This window comes from Nostoc piscinale CENA21 (genome assembly GCF_001298445.1).
Classification (GTDB): Bacteria; Cyanobacteriota; Cyanobacteriia; order Cyanobacteriales; family Nostocaceae; genus Nostoc_B; species Nostoc_B piscinale_A.
In genome coordinates this window covers 3,770,744-3,789,264 of sequence record NZ_CP012036.1, presented here as the reverse complement: position 1 = coordinate 3,789,264, position 18,521 = coordinate 3,770,744, and the positions used below count along the sequence as shown (strand labels likewise).

Below are 18,521 nucleotides of genomic sequence, written 5' to 3'. Positions count from 1 at the left end.
TTTGTGAGTTCAGCAATGTTTAGAACAAGTAGGGTTTGCAGAATTTCTGTTATGTGATTTTTGAGAACTTCACATTAGTATGGTCACCATTATCTGAATGTATTATGCAAATGATGTGTTAATGTAGGCATATTTTCTGGCAACCATTGTGTTGACAACTGCCAGCAATTAAGCACGTCAAACATGATAATTCAAGATTAAAGATTAGGTGAAGAACACTTGACGGTTGCGGATAATACATAATAATTTCTTAAGGATAACAGCAAAAAATATTTACAACGAGTTTAGGAAAACTTCTAAACTCATGCTTGGGTTGTTTGGCTTTCTGGCGTGGAAACAAGTGGTTTAAAGATTCGGATCAAAAACCACTACTTTTGACTGAGAGTATTAGTTTTTTGCTCTAGATGTTTTTCCTTTCAGGACAGTTTGGAGGGTGAGGTTCAAACTCATGCAAAGACAAAAATCAAAAATAAAAATCAGGCGATCATCGGCCAGAAATTACTCTAAAAATACAGGATTTAACTCAAAAGTCAAGCAGTTAAATTTAGCAATTAAGCGGCTGTCTCCCAGTTGGCGAGCTTGTTTACCTTTAGCTTGTTTAATTGTTTTGGGATGGAGTTATGTAGCGGTTGCCCAAACTCCAGCGCCTGCGGGGCCAACAACAGCAGATTTAAAAATTGCACTTGATACATTATGGGTGGCGATCGCTGCCTTTTTAGTATTCTTCATGAACGCCGGTTTCTGTATGTTAGAAACCGGCTTTTGCCGTCAGAAAAACGCCGTTAACGTTCTTGCCAAAAACTTAATTGTATTTGCCTTATCGACCGTAGCATTTTGGGCGATCGGTTTTGGTTTAATGTTTGGCGATGGCAATGACTTCATCGGACTCAGTGGTTTATTTTTAGCAGGTGCAGATAACAGCCCTGCCACTGGCGATGCTTATCAAGGAGTATTTAGCGCCCTGAATTGGACAGGCGTTCCTTTAGCGGCTAAGTTCTTATTCCAGCTAGTGTTTGCTGGAACAGCAGCCACAATTGTGTCTGGTGCTGTTGCAGAACGGATTAAGTTTGTAGACTTCTTAGTTTTCAGCTTATTACTCGTCGGTATTGCCTACCCCATTACTGGACACTGGATTTGGGGCGCTGGCTGGCTGGCAGATATGGGTTTTTGGGATTTTGCTGGTTCTACTGTCGTTCACTCAGTTGGTGGTTGGGCTGCATTGATGGGAGCAGCATTTTTAGGGCCACGCATTGGAAAATATCAAGATAAGCAAGCAGTGGCTCTCCCTGGCCACAATATGAGTATTGCTACTTTGGGTTGCTTGATTTTGTGGTTGGGCTGGTTTGGATTCAACCCTGGTTCTGTAATGGCGGCTGACCCCAATGCAATCACTCACATTGCTTTAACAACCAACATGGCGGGCGCAGTTGGTGGAATTGCTGCTACTGTTGTGGCTTGGGTGTACTTGGGTAAGCCAGACTTGTCGATGATTATTAACGGAATCTTGGCTGGTTTGGTGGGTATTACCGCTTCTTGTGCTTACGTCAGCATTCCTAGTTCCATCGTTATTGGCTTGATTGCTGGTATTTTAGTAGTTTTCTCTGTGCCATTTTTTGACAAACTCGGCATTGATGACCCTGTAGGTGCTACCTCAGTTCACCTTGTTTGCGGTATTTGGGGAACTCTTTGCGTTGGTTTATTTGCTGTCGGCCCTGGTGGTTATCCTTGGATGGTTGACCTAGCAGGTAAACCAGTCGGCCCACATGGTTTATTCGCTGGCGGTGGTTTCGGCACATTAATACCCCAGATAATTGGTATTCTTGCTGTTGGGGGAATGACTGTTCTTCTTAGCACCATCTTCTGGTTAGTGCTGAAAGCAACTTTAGGTATTAGAGTCACCAGAGAAGAAGAATTAGAAGGCTTAGATATCGGTGAACACGGTATGGAAGCTTACAGTGGATTTTTGAAAGAAGCTAGTCCTAGTGGTTTTTCGGAAGGGCCAAGTTCTGGAGAAATTTCATCAGGTGGTGATTTACCAAGTACCTTGTAAGTCTCTACATTTCTCATCTTATTGCTGACTAATATCCACTCCTAAAATTTTTAGTGGGTGGTTTTTTACTTATTATCAGGTGATAGGTTACAGGTTACAGGTGATAGATAATATAGCAATCCTAAAATCTCTCTTCCTTGTCTGCCTTATCTTTATTGTTCATATAAATTACGGGTTACAGCTTAATATTTGAGTTTTGGATAATGATTAAATCTCTAATATATTTTGTTTGGACTGGTTTATTTGAACTAGGAGGCTGTTATCTCATCTGGTTGTGGTTAAGACAAGGCCAGTCATTTTGGTTAGGAATTTTGGGTGGAATTACTTTAGTTGTATATGGCGTAATTTCTACTTTTCAACCTGCAAATTTTGGGCGAGTTTATGCGGCTTATGGTGGCGTGTTTATTGTTATGGCAATGCTTTGGGGTTGGCGAGTAGATAAAGTTACACCCGATAATTATGACTTGATTGGGACTTTTGTTGCATTACTTAGTGTCCTAATTATCATGTTCGCACCTCGGAATTAAGTGCAATTCCTCTTGTGAATTGTTTACTGATTCTGTGCTGAAGATGCTAATTCAAATTGTTAAGTTTTTTTACATCCAAACAGAAATATAGTGACTTGAACAAAAATGTCAGATTTTCTTGGATACACATTAATTAATGTCTGATCAACTATCACAAGGATTATATTTTTGTTAATCTTTTAAAAATAAATTCTGTTGAGTATCTTTCACGACAAAAAACAGTTGCAAAAAAGCATGAAATGTATTTAAGTATACACAAAATCTTGATTTATGAGAGAAGGGGACAGAAATAAGTGTTGAAGAAAGTTTTCACGATCGCGGCTCTTACTATATTCCTGTTAGGATTGCCGCTCATGGGTAGTGCTTATGCCCAAACATCAGCAGCCACACCACCTGCGGCTGATACAGGAGATACAGCTTTTATGCTGGTATCATCAGCACTAGTTTTGTTGATGACACCAGGATTAGCGTTTTTTTTACGGTGGATTTGTGCGATCGCGCAATATCCTCAACACCTTGATGATGAGCTTTGTGTTGATGGCCATTGTGGGTGTTACCTGGGTTTTGTGGGGCTATAGCTTGGCTTTTGCTCCAGGAAACGCGATTATCGGGGGTTTGCAATGGCTGGGGTTAAACGGTGTCGGGTTAGAAACAACGAATTATCTCCAAGGTTCTGAACCACAAGACGTAGTTTCTTATGCTGGGACAATTCCCCATCAGGCATACATGATTTATCAAGCCATGTTTGCCATTATCACCCCAGCCTTGATTTCTGGGGCGATCGCGGAACGGATGAGTTTCCGCGCCTACAGTTTGTTTGTCTTGCTGTGGTCAACCTTTGTTTACAGTCCTCTTGCTCACATGGTTTGGGCTAAAGGTGGATTCCTCGGCTTATACGGTGGTTTAGGCGCTCTTGACTTTGCTGGTGGTACAGTCGTTCACATTAGTTCTGGTGTATCAGCATTAGTAGCTGCAATTGTTCTTGGCCCCCGCAAAACTCACCCCGACCGCCTCAGCCCACCTCACAACGTGCCTTTTATCTTGTTAGGTGCTGGCTTGCTGTGGTTTGGTTGGTTTGGCTTCAATGCTGGTAGTGCTTTATCTGTTGCTAGTGGAACTTCTGGTGATGTAGTAACAAACCTAGCGACCACTGCTTTTGTTGCTACTAATACCTCTGCTGCTGCTGCTGCTTTGATGTGGCTAATTTTAGAAGCAGTACTACGAGGTAAACCCACAGCCGTAGGTGCAGCCACAGGTGCAGTTGCAGGTCTGGTTGGTATTACTCCAGCCGCCGGATTTGTCACTCCTTTGGCATCGATTTTAATTGGTTTTATTACCTCTTTTGTTTGCTTTTATGCGGTGAGTTTCAAACATAAATTCCAAGTGGACGATGCCTTAGATACATATCCTGTACATGGTGTAGGTGGTACAGTTGGAGCAATTTTGACTGCTATCTTTGCCACTACCCAAGTCAATGGCGGCGGTAAAGATGGTGTACTGAAAGGTAACTTTGCAGAACTAGGAGTAGAAATAGCAGCAATTGTAGTTGCTTATGCGATCGCCGCAGTTGGTACTTTTATTATTCTCAAAGTAATCGATGCTACCGTTGGTTTGCGCGTTAAAGAAGAAGCGGAAATTCAAGGCTTGGATATCAACGAACACGGTGAAGAAGGTTACAACTCTGAATTTGGTGGAGATAGACCTATTACTTAATTCTCCAGCAGCAATCCAACATGGATTTGTAGACTTAGCAGGGAGCAGGGTGCAAGGGGGAGAATCTTTTCCCTCCGCTCTACCTCGAAGCCAGTTACCATACTATGCCGATAGTGGTCAATGTAAAAGCAATTACTAAAGATAGTGTGACTTTTGCGAACTAGCGGGTAAAATTTGAGTCAAATTATTGGCAAATTTCGCTAGTCGTGACCACTTCTGCAAAAACCTTCCCCATTTGGGCATTGTTATCGTTGGCAACCAACGGCATACTGATGTTGGCGGTCATCCTGCTAATTTTGCAACAGCAGAGATTGACCGCTGTTTTTGGTAGTTCGCCGTCACAACAAACAAATACATCCCAAACTGTCGCACCAGAGTTAGGCCGTCATCATCAACTTAATTACCAACAGTGGTTAGATATTCTTAAACAAGAAGCTCAAGCTGCGACTGAGAAAAATCCTGAGCATTTAAGTATCTTGGTAGGAGATTCTATCAGTCTCTGGTTCCCCACAGAATTATTACCAGAAAATCGATATTGGCTGAATCAAGCAATTTCTGGCGAAAACAGCACAGGACTCTTAAAAAGATTAGATATATTTGATAGCACTAAACCAGAGGTGATTTTTGTCATGATTGGCATTAATGACCTCATTCGGGGAGAGAGTGATGAAGTGATTTTAGAGAATCTGCGGCAAATTATCAGATATCTCCGCAAAACTCATCCCACAGCCCAAATTGTTGTTCAGTCGATTTTGCCACATGGCGCAGAAGAAGCCACTTGGGAAGGGCGAGACAAACTTTTAACTATTCCCAATAGTCGCATTCGCCAATTAAATGAACAATTACAACGCATAGCCGCTAGACGCAAAGCAAAATATCTCGATTTATATTCCTTATTTGCTAATCAACAAGGTAATCTCCGTCCAGAACTTTCCACAGATGGGTTACATCTCAGTCCTGCCGGTTATTTGGTTTGGCGGACTGCATTGCAGATTTATACTCAATCGGGTGGAGAGTAGGGGAAGATAAGGTAGACAAGGAGGACAGGGGGACAAGGTAAACAAGGGGGAAAATTTTAGACTTCACACTTCACACTTCTAAATTTGGTCTCCACGCGCGAAAATCAGAAGGAGGAGACACCACAGAATTAAACATGGATACAAAAGCTTTTAAACGTTCACTCCAACATTCAGAAAATTACAATCGCAAGGGGTTTGGCCATCAAGCCGAGGTCACAACCCAGTTGCAATCTGAGTATCACAGCAGTTTGATTCAAGAAATCCGCGATCGCAATTACAGTCTGCAACGGGGTGATGTTACCATCCGGTTAGCCCAAGCTTTTGGGTTTTGCTGGGGTGTAGAACGCGCTGTTGCAATGGCTTACGAAACTCGTCAACACTTCCCCACCGAACGCATTTGGATTACTAACGAAATTATCCACAATCCTTCTGTAAATCAGCGAATGCAGGAAATGGAAGTTAAATTCATTCCTGTAGAAACAGGCAAAAAAGACTTTTCGGTTGTGGAGAATAACGATGTAGTTATCCTACCTGCATTTGGAGCCAGCATTCAAGAAATGCAGATATTACACGATAAAGGCTGCAAAATAGTTGATACAACTTGCCCTTGGGTCTCTAAAGTTTGGAATACCGTGGAAAAGCATAAAAAAAGTCGACTACACCTCAATTATTCACGGTAAATATAAACACGAAGAAACGGTTGCAACTAGTTCCTTTGCTGGTAAATATTTAATTGTTCTAAATTTAAAAGAAGCGCAATATGTTGCTGACTACATTTTAAATGGTGGTAATCGAGAAGAATTTTTGCAAAAATTTGCTAAAGCTTGTTCTGCTGGTTTTGACCCAGATCAAGATTTAGAACGGGTGGGGATTGCGAACCAAACTACTATGTTAAAAGGGGAAACCGAGCAGATTGGTAAGCTGTTTGAACGGACGATGATGCAGAAATATGGCCCCGACCAATTAAATGATCATTTTCAAAGCTTTAATACTATCTGTGATGCTACCCAAGAGCGACAAGATGCTATGTTGGAATTAGTACAACATGAATTAGATTTAATGGTGGTAATTGGCGGGTTTAACTCATCAAATACTACCCAATTGCAACAAATTGCCTTTGAAAAAGGTATTCCTTCTTACCACATTGATTCGGTAGAACGAATTAAATCAGGTAACGCCATTCAACATCGCCAGTTAAATGGAGAATTAGCGATCGCCGAAAATTGGCTACCAGCAGGTAAAATCGTCGTCGGTGTGACTTCTGGCGCATCCACCCCTGATAAAGTTGTCGAAGATGTAATTGAAAAGATTTTTAGCCTCAAAGCTTAAAATTTTTGGACTGACGCACAAAAATTGTCTGTTGAAAATGGGTGTAAGGGTTTTGAACCCCTACATCCTTCTTCAATACCTATCTTGTATTTTCGTCTACACTGTTGGCGCTGCGTTTAGCTGTATCGGGATAAACTGAACCCCATTGTTTAACAGCTTCTGCTGATTCTTTCGCAATTCTTTGAGTGCGTTTACCAGGCTCATCTTCAGTTTGACGCGCTTCTCTGTTCCATTCACCTGTGGTTTTTGGTCTATCAGCCTTATCCTGATGTACAACTCTATCAAGCTCTCTAGTTACAGCTTTGGTGTTACCACGCTCAATATTAGCGTTGGTTGTCAGGACTAAAAATCCTACTAGCACTACAGCGACAAACCGCTTTACTTGAAATTGATTTAATAGGGAATTAATGCGAGAAAATACCTGAGAAATTAAATTGATCATGACCGGAATGTACTCCATTATCTTGAGGTTTTTGGAGTTAATTGGCTGACTTTAAATATAAGTTAGTGATGAAATTGAGCTAAAATCTAACCTATTTTGAAACCAATCAACTTTATCCAAGACATATCAAGACTATCTGTAACAAAGATAAAAATTCCTCTAGCAGAAGTCAGAGCTTGATTTATGGCTAGGAGAGCATATTTAATGTTTTACAGTCTGACATCTGAATCGTTTGATTTAAAAAACATCTATCTTAAGTGCGATCGCATTTCATAACTTGCCAAAGAGCAACCTGCTGTCTGAGTTCTTCTATATCTAAATAATCATAAGCGAAGGCTTTGCGTAATAAAGAATGGGGAATAAATTCGTCATATTTTTGTATTTCTGGAGCTTCGGCTGTACTTACCAAATCTTCGGCGGAAATTCTTTGCTCACACAACGAAGCAATTTCTGGTTGCAGAGATTTCAGCTTACCTTTGCCTAATTTTAAAATTAAATAATAAGGGTTAGTTCCCCCCATACTACTAATTTCTAAAGATTCTCGACAAAAAGAATTCAGCAATCTTTCTAAAGTGCGATAAGCTACTGTTCCCATCCAAGGAAAAATACAACATTTATTTTTTTCTAATTGCAATATATTTGATTTGGCTAATCCCGCAGCATCAAATAATTTCCTCACTGTTTTTAACCGTTGTTGAGCATTTTTTTGTAAATAGCTATATTCAACATCTTCTAATAAAACCTGTCGCATCCTTTGTAAAATTTTAGTATGAATAGTCCCGCCGCCACCACGCCAATAAACAGTAGCTTTACCATCTACCTGTTTAGCTAAAACCACTTTTCTCTTAAAATCAACTTCTACAACTTCCCAAGTGCGACCAGCTAAACCAAATTGATTCCCTACAGGTGGCGGTGTCACAATACTGCCAATTTCTGTTATGCCTTGCTTTACGGTATATTCTTGATTGTCAGCAAATACAGCATAAAATTGAAATCTTCCGACTATCTTTTCCCCAATCAATCCGATAATTAATTTACCTTGCTCAGTTTGTTGAATATGACCAATATCAATTAAATAACGTAATAATAATTTAAAATCTGCTGGAGAAATTGCTGCAAAAGGCGGCATATTTAAAACTTGTTTAGCTAAATTTGCTGGAGATAATCCTCCCGCCGCTAATAAAATACTCATTGTCTGATGATAAAGCAAACTTAAAGGATATTTCGGCGGCTTTATCGGCTCAATCCAACGTTCTTCTAAATATAGTTGAATAATAGCAATACACTGTAGAAGTTGCCAGGGAATTTGCTCTGGTAGATATGCTTCCGATAATGGTTCATCTTCAGCACAAACAAAGCGCATATCCGCAGTTACACCTCTCCTCCCAACACGTCCCAATCTTTGTAAAAAACTAGCTACAGATAAAGGTGATTCTAACTGAATAACCCGCTCTAAATTACCGATATCTATGCCTAATTCTAAAGTGAGTGTTGCCGCAGTCACAGCAGGATAATGGGGTTCTTGCATAGCTTTTTCCGCAGCTTGGCGCAAACTGGCCGAGATACTCCCGTGATGGACATGATAAATATCTGGTTGTGCTTGTTCTTGAGCAATTTGCCGCAAAGAAGCAATTACAGATTCAGTTTGAGTGCGGTTATTCGCAAAAATCAGACATTTTTTGTTTTGGCTAAGATTAAAAAGATAATTATCATATATTTCTGAGGAATTAATATCATCACGAAGATAAAAATGTTCGACAGCCAGTTTAATTTGACGTTTACCAGCTTCAATTTTAGGAGTAATTACTTGTTTATCAGTTCCCGAACTCAGCCATTCTTCCGCCATCGAATAATCGCCAAGGGTAGCTGATAAACCAATGCGTCTGGGTTGTGATTGAATTGCATTGGCTAAACGCTCTAATTGACAAATAATTTGACAACCGCGTTCCGAACCCATAAAAGCATGAATTTCATCAATGATGACAAATTTTAAATCTCCAAATAAGCGAATTAAATCATGATGTTTATTAATTAATAAACTCTCCAGAGATTCTGGCGTAATTTGGAGAATACCTTGGGGATTTTTTACAAGCTGATTTTTGCGACTTTGAGCAACATCACCATGCCAGTGATAAACAGGAATATCGGCTGTTTTGAGTAAGCCATTAAGACGTTCAAATTGGTCATTAATTAAAGCTTTAATTGGGCCGATATATAATGCTCCAATTGTATTTATAGGGTGATTATGTAATACAGTTAATACTGGTAAAAATGCTGCTTCTGTTTTTCCGGCCGCCGTGGCTGCTGCTACTAACAAGTGAGCATCAGTGTCAAAAATTACTTCACAAGCAGCAATTTGCACTGGTCGTAATTCAGTCCAATTGTGATGGTAGATATATTCTTGAATGAAGGGTGCAAGTCGGTTAAAGGCATTAGTCATGTTGAGTGTTCAGGCTGAAAATAATACTATCTTTTAACACAAAACACCCACTCTGTTGAAATTAAGAAATATCTCTCTTTGCGTCTTTGCGCTTTTGCGCGAAAAAAAAAAATATTTATGCCAGCAGCCTACTGTCTAAAATATATTTTTTAGTATCCTTCTAACTTTAATTACAAACTAAATTCTGCTGCGTCATCTTCATCGATGGCTGCATTTTTACCAACGGCTGTAGGTTTGAATTGAGAACCATGAATTAATTCACTAAATGCCATTTTTGGATTTTGATGTAAGATATTCAGCACGCTAATAAAGTCGCGGATGATTTCGCCGGGGGTGAGTAAGGCTTCTGCGCCTAAGCGGCTAACGATTTCTTGTAAGAATTCTTGTAAGTTGCGATCGCTCAACGTTTTATCATAACCATAGTGGGTTACATGAATTTCTTTCAGGCGTTGTAGAAGCGTGAAAATTTCAGCTTCATTCAGGGGGTTTAACCGAATAACTGGCCCCAAAAATTCCTGAACATTCGCTTGGGTAGCAAAACGACTTTCTTTGGTACGTCGTCGCCAAGCTTGGTCAGCAAAAAGCCCACGATTTTGGTCTTCTAAAAATTTGGTCGTACCCCCAATAAAAATCCCCAGATGTTCGGCTTTACACTGCATGGTATCGTTAAACATTGCCAGCAGTCTGTTATAGTTTTTTTCGCGGGTAACAGTAGTAGATATTTGATACAAATTCACCGCTTCATCTAATAATATCAACAAACCTTTATAACCAATCTCTGCCACAAATTTAGCTAATAATTTAACGTAGTCATACCAACTTTCATCATCAATAATTACCCGCACACCCAAAGCAGACCTAGCTTCAATTTTGGTGCTGAATTCACCCCGCAACCACCGTAAAGCCGCATTTTTTAAATTATCATCATCTAATCGATAACCACGCCAATAAGCAATAATCACGTTGCCAAAATCAAAGCCGTGAACTAAATCTTCAATATACTGCACAACTTCTCTAATTTTGGCTTCCACTTGGTCATCAAAACCTTCGTCTGTGGGACGCATATTAGTTTCTTTAGCAACTTCTTGTTGGATTTTATTAATCCAGCCTTCTAAAATTGAAACTAAAGCACCGCCATCAGGACGGGTTTTGGTGGAAAGATGACTCATTAATTCTCGATAAGTCGCCAAACCTTCATTATTACTTCCCGCGAGGCGACGTTCATAAGATAAATCAGCATCAGCTACGACAAAGCCTTGTTCCATCGCTCGGTTGCGAATCATTTGCAGAAGAAAGCTTTTACCGGAACCATAGTTACCAATAATAAAGCGAAATGCTGCGACACCTTCTGCAATGTCATCTAGATTTTGTATAAGGCTTTTAAGTTCTTGTTCTCGACCAACTGCTATGTGTTCAATTCCTAGTCTTGGTACTACTCCCGCACCTAGGGAATTAATTAAAGCAGTTGAAATTTTCTTCGAGATTTTGAGCTTTGCCATGTACTTCACTAGATTTTAGATTTCACACAATAATAATTTTACGATAACAAGTAATTTAATTTGATGATGCTTGCCTGCTCATCAAGTCTTCGTACATAGCAATCATTTTGTGGACATTGTGCCGATGTTCTGGATACACTTCGGGAGTGTCTTCTCCTGGCTCGATGATTAATTCCCCAATAGTATCATTTGCTCGGTCATTAATAGAATCAATCAAGAGATTAGGCATGGTAATATTAGCTTCGGCAATTTGTTTAATTGTTGCTTTGGGGTTATCTGCTTGTAAGATTGCTTTTAATACTTCAATTTCATGACCTGGTAATTTTTCTAACAAATTAGTCCATTCTTCTGGTAAGTCTTCACTGGGATCTTCTGAAGGTGCAATTAAATCAGCAAATGGAAATAATTCTGGTTCATCTTCTGAGGAGATATTTATTGGTATAGGTTCTAAATTGAGAGTTTCTGTTTGTTGCAGTAAGTCCCAAATTTGATTTTGTAATAAATCTCGTTCTCCTTGTAAGATTAAAATTTGACTATTTAGCTGTTGAATTTCTGATTGTTTATCAATTTTTTGTTGATGCAATTCAGTTAAATTATTAGTGATGTTATTCTTTTCTGTGCTGATATCTGCCAGCAATTGATTTTGCTGATGAACAACAGTTTCTAGTTCTTGAATTTCTAGCCGGAGTTCATACATTTTTTTCTTCTAGCTGCGGCTTAAGTCTACCTAGTAAAGTTAAGTTACTCTCAATTTCTTGCTTGTCTTGGTGCAGTTCATTAAGTTGAGTTTGTAACTGGGCAATTTCAGCATGAGAAACATTACTATGTAACTCTAAGCGGCGTTTTTCGGCTGTGAGGTTACCACAAAGATTACTCAGTTCTGTACTAGTTTGCTCTAGTGTTTGAATAGTGTTTTTAAGGTTATTAGTTTCAGCTTCTAATTGCTTTTTTTTGTCCGGCAAAGTTACTCAATTCTCGATGCAGACTATCTCTTTGATTGCGAGATTCGGCAATTTGATTTTGCAGTTTTTGAGTCTCGGCGTATAACAAATTGTGCTGTTCTTCGATTTGTTTGATTTCTCGATAAATGCGATTTTTTTAAAGATTCTTGCTCTTTAATGCGTTTACGTAAGGTCGTTAACACCAGCAGTTCATGATGTCTTCGGCGCTTATCGACAAATAATGCGGCGGTATATGTAGCAAGGACAGTAATTATGCCTGTTATGAAAGCTTGACCAAAATTCCAATTGGGAACCAGACTAAGCCCAAAACTTACACTAAAGGCAACTACACCTAGAAGAAATCGATTACTGACCATTACTGCTTGCATATTGCTGGTGTGAATTCGTAATTAAGATTGAGGCTGAGGATCAGATTTATTATTAGTTGTACCAAAGAGAGATAAATCTGCTTTTAAAAAGTCAATAAATTGTCGTGCCGTGCGTCCAGAACGGCCATTATGACGGGTTGCCCACTGTAATGCTTGATATTCTAAATCTTCTGGACTGAGATTAATTTTGGCTTGTGACGCTAAATGACGAATAATTGTTAAATAAGTATTTTGATTTGCTGGCTCAAAGGTTAATGTCAAACCAAAGCGATCGCTAAATGATAACTTCTCTTGCATCGTATCCCAAGCATGGATTTCTTCATTATCCTTGGGGGTGGGTCTATCAGCGAAATACTCTCGAATTAGGTGACGGCGGTTGGAGGTAGCGTAGACAACTACATTTTGCGGTCGTGCTGTTAAGTTACCTTCTAAAACTACTTTAAGAGCTTTAAAAGCGTCGTCATCTTCCTCAAAGGAGAGGTCATCGACAAAAATGATAAATTTTTGTGGCAAACCGCGTAATTGTTCGACAATTTTTGGTAAATCATGTAAATAAGATTTGCCAACTTCTAGTAGACGTAGGTTGCGATCGCTATACTCATTCAACAAAGATTTGACTAAAGAAGATTTCCCTGAACCGCGACTACCATAAAGTAATACATGCAATGCTGTTTCACCCGCTAGTAAAAACTCTGTATTTTTCAGCAAAGCATCACGCTGCCATTCATAACCCACCAGGGTAGTTAACTTAATGGGGTCAGGATAAGGAATACCGACAAACTGCCCATCTTGCCAACGCAAGGCGCGATACTCAGCAAATAAACCTACCCCATATTTTTGATAATAAGCGGCTAATTCTTCCACAGCATCAGCCCAATTTTCCCAATCTGGCAAATGCAGGGTTTGGTTGCGGGTATGATTGTGTTCTTGGTACCAAACTACAGGCGAAACTGGCAAATGAGTTACAGCTTGTACCCACTCGCTGAGAGCAGCTGTGCTGCATTCATAAAGACTTTGTAAGATATGTAAATCATGTTGAGCGGCTGCAACTAAAGCTGGGGGTAATTCCTGAAAGTCTTGTTGCTGCGCCAGTCGGCTAAAGGGATTTTCTGAGAGGAGTATTTGGGAAATTAAATGGTCTTCCCAATTTTGACGGCTTGCGGCTAAGGCGTGGAAATAATTGCCATAGGCTTGTAGACAACTCCTGCCATCGGCATCAGTGTAACGTATTGCTTGCAACAGTTCCAGAAAGGCGATCGCGGCTCCGCTCTGGAGGACAGATTGGTAAAGTAAAAGAGATGCTGCTTGACGCTGGAGGAATTGCACCTGGGCATAGGACGAAGTACTTGCCGTTGGCATCGCGGGAATATCCATCAATCAACTAGGTGAGATAGCTAAATAGCTATGGTAAATTGTCTGCCGACCTTGGCTGTAAAGTCAAAATCTACATAGGTTTTAACAATGAATTTAGGTATAATTGCTGCTTTTGCCTACGGTATCTTCGCAATTGTTGGTGGAATTATTGGCTATGTGCAAGCTCGTAGTTTGGTTTCGCTTTTGAGTGGTGGTGTTAGTGGTTTGTTACTGATTTTCTTTGCTTACTGGCACTTGCAAGGACAACCTTGGGGTTTGACTTTAGCCGCTTGTGTGGCAGGGGTTTTGGTGGTTGTGTTTGCTTTGAGGTTTGCCAAGACACGTAAGTTTATGCCTGCGGGACTGATGATTGTTTTAGGGGCGCTGGCGCTGGTGTTGATGGTGCATCAGTTGGTGGTTCGGAAGCCAGATATTTGTTAGAGCGTTCAGCAATTGAGCAACCAGAAACCACCAGTCGCGCCATAATTGAGTTAGTCACAACAATCATGGTGTATAAGTTTGAGCAACTAAGTTGCACAGAGGTAGAAGCAATGCTAGGAATTACACTCAAGGAAACACGAGTTTACCGAGAAATTAAAGAAGAAGGAGAACAAAGAGGAAGAACCGCAGGAGAGCGATCGCTTGTTCTGCGTCAACTAGCTCGTCGTGTGGGAGAATTACCTCAAGATGTGCGCGAACAAGTAGAAACTCTCTCCCTAAAACAGTTAGAAAATTTGGGTGAGGCATTGTTAGATTTTACCAGTATGGCTGATTTACTCTCTTGGTTAGCAGCCACTTCAAAGTAAAAGTAAGTATTGTGAAAAACTTAGCTTTTTGCGAAACGTCATAAATAATGACTAATATTTGGCTGGAAAAAATTCATCATCATTTGCCAAAGTATCCGGTTTTGCTGATTCAGCAGTGATAAATAAAAATAAGATTGCATGTAATTTTGATAGTTTTGGGTACAGTCGAGAGTTTACCCATTCAGCAACCGGGGTTTATGTGTTCATGTTCAAGTAAAAATTCAGCAACCAAGAGTCAGAAGTCAGAAATAATTATTCAACACAAAATTCTGATTCCTGAATTCTGACTCGTGAATTTTTACATATGACTTTGATAACGCAATACATTCATAGATTATTTCTATCTTATTTCAGGAATAATTAACATCCTGAATCAGTTTGGCATCCTAATTTTTCAGTAATATCCATCTTGAGACAGTTATTTTTAGATAAGTCTTCAATTATTGCTGTGGATGGATAAGTTATGCAAGTCATCAGTTTTAGGTGTCTCATCATCATGAGGCAACTAAGAAATCATGTTTTTGGTGTTACTGAATATTTATGCTGATATTTAAATTGACTCAAAAGAGATGTATTTATCAGGTATCAAAGAACGCAAAACCCCCATGTATCAATATTTTGGTCTAAATTCTGTGTTATTGAAGTTAATAGTTTTAACGCTGTTAGATTCAAAATAAATTAGCGAAAAGTAATTCAAATTACTTTTCATTTTTGTTCAATCAGAAAATCTCACTGCAATAAAAAAGTCATAAATAAGTCTAGTAATTTCCGCAAGTATATATTATGATTTTAAAGATTTGATAGTAATCAATGAAAATTTTTAAAGCAAAAATAAAATTATTAATGCCATTTTGGCAGTTCCAGATATCAGAAATAAGATATTAGTGTAGAAGAAAGAATAATTGATTTTTAGAGACTTGTATTTATCTACTTAAATTCCTCAAGTAACAATAATCCTGAAAATAAGTAATTGATTATCTCAGCACTTTTACGAAATAGGAAATCAAATATGTTATTACCATTATCTTCTCAAAATATTACACAGTATCTGCACGCATCAGGGCTGTGTAGCTTAGAAGATGGCAATTTAGACTTATCTCGGTTGCCAGGAAGTAGCAAAAAGAATTTCAATTTACTAGTGACTCTGGGAAATAATCGGCAACTGCTAATTAAACAAGAACATCATCAGGAAAATGCGGCAAACCTGCATGAGTTTTTTAATGAATGGCTATTTCATCAATTGCTCAAGCAATTTCCAGTTTTAGGTAATATTGCAGCGATCGCATCATTAGTAGTACATTATGATGAGGATAATTCCCTCCTTGTCCGCAATTATTTAAGTGAATATCTGGAATTAGGTAGCTTTTATCAACATCACCAAAGCTTTCCTACAGAAATAGCCACTGCTATTGGTACAACCATTGCAGCCTTGCATCGCGCAACTTTCCAGCGCCGCGAATATCGTGATTTTATGGCTACAGCGCCACAAGGACAGTATCGCTATAACTTTTACAACCCAGCGCAGGGTATAGAATCACTAACACCAGATATTTTTGGTGCAGTCCCGAAATCAGCATTGCAATTTTATAGTGTTTATCAGCGTGATGAGAGTTTGGAGTCTGCGATCGCAGATTTAGCTTATGAGTGGAAACCTTGCTGCTTAACCCACAACGATTTGACTTTAAATAATATTTTATTACATTCCCGTTGGGATAAATTAGATAACTGCTTAGTGCGCCTCATAGACTGGGAAGCTTGCGCTTGGGGAGATCCAGCATTCGATTTAGGTACTTTAATCGCCAGTTATTTAACAATTTGGCTTTCTAGCTTAGTTGTCGATGTCACACTGGAATTAGAAGAATCCTTACAGTTAGCAATCATCCCACTAGAAGCAATTCAACCTTCATTATTAACTTTAATTCAAGCTTATCTCAATACCTTTCCCGCTATTTTAGAACACCGCCCAGACTTTATAGAGCGTGTTACCCAGTTTGCTGGACTCGGACTAATTCACCAAATTCAAGCAAAAATTAACTATCAGCAGCAATTTGATAATACTGATATGTGTACTCTACAAGTAGCACAAAATCTGCTAACTATGCCAGAAAAATCTATTCAGACTGTTTTCGGTGTTACTCAAGCAGAAATTATCCAACCGATGGCTACACAGCATCAGCTTACCCAACCGCAAAAATCGCAAAAATTAATTCCTTTATATTACGAGAAAACTCGTTTACGCGGCTGTTAAAAATTTGTCATCTCTTCATCTCCCTTGTCTTCCTCTGTCTCCCTTATCTACCTACTCCCCACTCAAAATGCTAGACACCTCTACCAACTCTCTGTTAAATTCTCTGTTTGATATTGCGAAAAATATCCAGATAGAATCTAACTTTTCCATTCATCATCCTGAGTATCAAACTTTTGCCTTGCCAGCGAAGGTAGCAGAAAGATTTCGGCAAAATTCGACGGCGTTACAGCAAAAATATCTAACTTTGCTACTGCGTAATTTCCTCTATGGAATTTATTACAACGGTTCTTTGCAAAATGCTCTAACTGTAAATGCTGATACATCTAATTGCTTACCACAGCAAAATTTAGCAAACCATCCTCATTTGGGTATTGATTGGGAATTTTACGCCCAACTGCACACGAATAACCACGGTAAAGGATATTTTGACTCTAGTTGGCAAGTGTTACGTCAGGAACCTGATGGAAGTATGGCGGTAACAAAATCCGGTTTGACATTATATATTGAACCAGATTGCCATCTCAAACCTCAGAGCAAATCTGCCAAACCGGGTGAGTCAGTGTCTATTTGGATGCCGAAAAATCACTTGCAAAATGGCTGTTATGTAGCGGTTAGTGATGTGGGACAAGAACAGCAGAGTATAGATACAGAATTGGGAACCGGGAGAATTTATTTTAATATTACGGCAGATGGGGCGATCGCACTCATGGATAGTCTGACGCAACATCTCAACCAAGTGTCTCTTCCTTTTACTTTTCAAGTGCTGTACAATCCTAGAGCCTACGGACGCTACGACTCCGGCTTACTGTACTTTGAACGGGAAGACTACCCAGCAATTCACCAAATTCTCCAGGCTGTCTATAAAGAACATCAATCTTATTTTCAGCCAGAAATACCTTTATTTACCAAGTTTTTAGCCCCAGGACTAAGTTTAGCCGAAGAACCAATTCAAAAATTCGCCATTCAAGAAAGTTTTGGTATGAACCGTTGCCAAATTGTCGCTCATGCTTTACTGGAAGTATGGCAAAAAGGTAAAGATGCCATTGAAGAAAGAATGCACTCTATTGAGAAACATTTTGCCCTCCACTCAGTTGACTTGCAACGCCCTTACTTAAACCCTAGTTCTGAAGACATATATTATCCCTTAAATTGATAACTCTCTTTATGACAGTGAGATAATTTGATATGGCAGGCTATTCACCTGCTATTTTGTTTTTTAATTTTTAATTGTACAAAAATGTCTTTTATTTATAAACGTACAGTACGCTTTGCAGACACTGACGCGGCGGGTGTAGTTTATTTCGCTAATGTGTTGAGCATTTGCCATGAAGCTTACGAAGCATCTCTCAAAGCATCAGGAATGAATCTCAAAGCTTTTTTTTACGAAACCTTCTGTGGCGTTTCCTATTGTTCACGCCAATGTCGATTTTTTCCGACCAATGTATTGTGGAGATGAATTAAATATTAGTTTAATTCCCCAAAAATTAAGTGCTGATAAATTTGAAATTGCTTATGAAATTACAATTGCAGATGTGTTAGTGGCTAAAGCTATTACTCGCCATGTTTGTATTGATGTGAATAGTAGAACTAAGCAAGAATTATCTGAAGACATTATGCAATGGTTAGAAACTAACCGCAGAGACGCAGAGGGCGCGGAGAGGAGGAAATCACGGGAGGTAATGTGATAGCAATCCTAAATTTCTCTCCCTTGTCTACCCCATCCTCCTTGTCTTCTTTGTCTCTGTTACTATAAGTGATTACGGTT

At 39.3% G+C, this 18,521-nt stretch carries 10 protein-coding genes and 5 pseudogenes; 10 read left to right on the top strand and 5 right to left on the bottom strand.

Going from position 1 to position 18,521, the window contains the following annotated elements:
• Positions 1–448 precede the first annotated feature (448 nt).
• The 5 genes and pseudogenes from ACX27_RS16445 (at position 449) to ACX27_RS16425 (ending at position 6,638) form a co-directional block, all read left to right on the top strand.
• A complete protein-coding gene (locus ACX27_RS16445) occupies positions 449–2,050 on the top strand; it encodes an ammonium transporter (RefSeq protein ID WP_062294419.1) in 1,602 nt (533 codons plus the stop codon).
• A 203-nt stretch (positions 2,051–2,253) separates the two neighbouring features.
• On the top strand, positions 2,254–2,577 hold the full coding sequence (locus tag ACX27_RS16440; protein ID WP_062294417.1) for a YnfA family protein: 324 nt from the start codon (positions 2,254–2,256) through the stop codon (positions 2,575–2,577).
• A gap of 353 nt (positions 2,578–2,930) precedes the next feature.
• Positions 2,931–4,290, top strand: a pseudogene (locus ACX27_RS16435) (ammonium transporter).
• Between the two features lie 206 nt (positions 4,291–4,496).
• A complete protein-coding gene (locus tag ACX27_RS16430; protein WP_062294415.1) occupies positions 4,497–5,309 on the top strand; it encodes an SGNH/GDSL hydrolase family protein in 813 nt (270 codons plus the stop codon).
• A gap of 134 nt (positions 5,310–5,443) precedes the next feature.
• A pseudogene (locus tag ACX27_RS16425) lies at positions 5,444–6,638 on the top strand (4-hydroxy-3-methylbut-2-enyl diphosphate reductase).
• Between the two features lie 79 nt (positions 6,639–6,717).
• On the opposite strand, the gene ACX27_RS16420 reads toward ACX27_RS16425, so the two are convergent.
• The 5 genes and pseudogenes from ACX27_RS16420 to ACX27_RS16400 form a co-directional block, all read right to left on the bottom strand.
• A complete protein-coding gene (locus tag ACX27_RS16420; RefSeq protein WP_062298383.1) occupies positions 6,718–7,080 on the bottom strand; it encodes a hypothetical protein in 363 nt (120 codons plus the stop codon).
• Between the two features lie 253 nt (positions 7,081–7,333).
• Positions 7,334–9,520, bottom strand: a complete 2,187-nt coding sequence (locus ACX27_RS16415) for a DEAD/DEAH box helicase (RefSeq protein ID WP_062294412.1) — start codon at positions 9,518–9,520, stop codon at positions 7,334–7,336.
• A 170-nt stretch (positions 9,521–9,690) separates the two neighbouring features.
• On the bottom strand, positions 9,691–11,019 hold the full coding sequence (locus tag ACX27_RS16410) for an ATP-binding protein (RefSeq protein WP_062294410.1): 1,329 nt from the start codon (positions 11,017–11,019) through the stop codon (positions 9,691–9,693).
• A 55-nt stretch (positions 11,020–11,074) separates the two neighbouring features.
• Positions 11,075–12,349, bottom strand: a pseudogene (locus ACX27_RS16405) (tellurite resistance TerB C-terminal domain-containing protein).
• Positions 12,350–12,370: 21 nt separating this feature from the next.
• Positions 12,371–13,723, bottom strand: coding sequence for an ATP-binding protein (locus ACX27_RS16400; protein ID WP_200929811.1), 1,353 nt, complete (start codon positions 13,721–13,723; stop codon positions 12,371–12,373).
• An 87-nt stretch (positions 13,724–13,810) separates the two neighbouring features.
• Between ACX27_RS16400 and ACX27_RS16395 the strand changes: the two genes are divergently transcribed.
• From ACX27_RS16395 to ACX27_RS16375, 5 genes and pseudogenes are all read left to right on the top strand, one after another.
• On the top strand, positions 13,811–14,143 hold the full coding sequence (locus ACX27_RS16395) for a TMEM14 family protein (protein ID WP_062294408.1): 333 nt from the start codon (positions 13,811–13,813) through the stop codon (positions 14,141–14,143).
• Positions 14,125–14,508: pseudogene (locus tag ACX27_RS16390) on the top strand (DUF4351 domain-containing protein); the annotation flags it as partial. The gene ACX27_RS16395 and the pseudogene ACX27_RS16390, both read left to right, overlap by 19 nt.
• Before the next feature lie 1,009 nt (positions 14,509–15,517).
• Positions 15,518–16,756 (top strand): phosphotransferase family protein, encoded by a 1,239-nt coding sequence (locus tag ACX27_RS16385; RefSeq protein ID WP_062294406.1) that lies wholly within the window; start codon positions 15,518–15,520, stop codon positions 16,754–16,756.
• A gap of 67 nt (positions 16,757–16,823) precedes the next feature.
• Positions 16,824–17,909: a T3SS effector HopA1 family protein gene (locus ACX27_RS16380; RefSeq protein WP_062294404.1), complete on the top strand. Its 1,086-nt coding sequence runs from the start codon at positions 16,824–16,826 to the stop codon at positions 17,907–17,909.
• An 84-nt stretch (positions 17,910–17,993) separates the two neighbouring features.
• Positions 17,994–18,441, top strand: a pseudogene (locus tag ACX27_RS16375) (acyl-CoA thioesterase).
• The last annotated feature ends 80 nt before the right edge of the window (positions 18,442–18,521 follow it).

Coding starts and splice junctions, on each gene's coding strand:
- ACX27_RS16445 (WP_062294419.1), top strand. CDS start 449: ATGCAAAGACAAAAATCAAAAATAAAAATCAGGCGATCATCGGCCAGA.
- ACX27_RS16440 (WP_062294417.1), top strand. CDS start 2,254: ATGATTAAATCTCTAATATATTTTGTTTGGACTGGTTTATTTGAACTA.
- ACX27_RS16420 (WP_062298383.1), bottom strand. CDS start 7,080: ATGATCAATTTAATTTCTCAGGTATTTTCTCGCATTAATTCCCTATTA.
- ACX27_RS16415 (WP_062294412.1), bottom strand. CDS start 9,520: ATGACTAATGCCTTTAACCGACTTGCACCCTTCATTCAAGAATATATC.
- ACX27_RS16410 (WP_062294410.1), bottom strand. CDS start 11,019: ATGGCAAAGCTCAAAATCTCGAAGAAAATTTCAACTGCTTTAATTAAT.
- ACX27_RS16400 (WP_200929811.1), bottom strand. CDS start 13,723: ATGGATATTCCCGCGATGCCAACGGCAAGTACTTCGTCCTATGCCCAG.
- ACX27_RS16395 (WP_062294408.1), top strand. CDS start 13,811: ATGAATTTAGGTATAATTGCTGCTTTTGCCTACGGTATCTTCGCAATT.
- ACX27_RS16385 (WP_062294406.1), top strand. CDS start 15,518: ATGTTATTACCATTATCTTCTCAAAATATTACACAGTATCTGCACGCA.
- ACX27_RS16380 (WP_062294404.1), top strand. CDS start 16,824: ATGCTAGACACCTCTACCAACTCTCTGTTAAATTCTCTGTTTGATATT.